General features: G+C 38.1%; 1 protein-coding gene. It reads right to left on the bottom strand.

Annotation, left to right across the window (positions count from 1 at the left end):
• Positions 1-319: 319 nt before the first annotated feature.
• Positions 320-658 (bottom strand): hypothetical protein (locus ACQY5W_RS13220; RefSeq protein ID WP_428025441.1); only part of this gene is annotated, 339 nt, incomplete at its 5' end.

Below are 658 nucleotides of genomic sequence, written 5' to 3'. Positions count from 1 at the left end.
TAATCAAAACCTAATCTCCTGGTACAAGGGACGTGGTCCATAATAGGTCAGCGCAGGCACCAGGGTCCAACCGACTCTGACTTGGTTAATCGTACCTAACATGGAGTCCGACTTAACAGGTCTAAAGTCACGTCCAGGAAAAAGAAAAATAATGCGGAACCAGTGCTAATTACCCAAGCTGAATAAGATTAGGACTCAAGTGCACGCCGAGCGAACAAAACTTGACTTCAGGTCAGGCACATGCATGAATCAATATAATATTCCGGCAAGATGCTAATCACTTCATTCATTAGCTAACCTTCATCTTCAATCATCACAATTATAGAACCAATCCGGATATATTTTTTTTCATCTTTTCTTCTCTTTTCTTGAACATGTGAATACTTCCAAAACTGAGCTTTGATGATAGGCCAACATTAGTGAATATTTGGTCGACTCCTTTACTCATATTTTCCTCAAATTGAGCAGAACCAAATCGAATACTAGATGTTTTTAGATAATTATCAGCTGGCGTATTTGGATACAATTGAGAATATTTAGAATGATCAATATGAGGAGCCATGGTCTCATCATCCCTTCTCCCTTGAATCAAAGCCGTCATCAACTTTGTGGATATATCAATCAAGTCACTCATATTTTGAGCAACTTTATTATTACA

This window comes from Arcobacter sp., assembly GCF_050300555.1.
Taxonomy (GTDB): Bacteria; Campylobacterota; Campylobacteria; order Campylobacterales; family Arcobacteraceae; genus Arcobacter.
The sequence above is the reverse complement of the archived record's forward strand: the minus strand, read 5'-3'. Positions and strand labels throughout refer to the sequence as shown.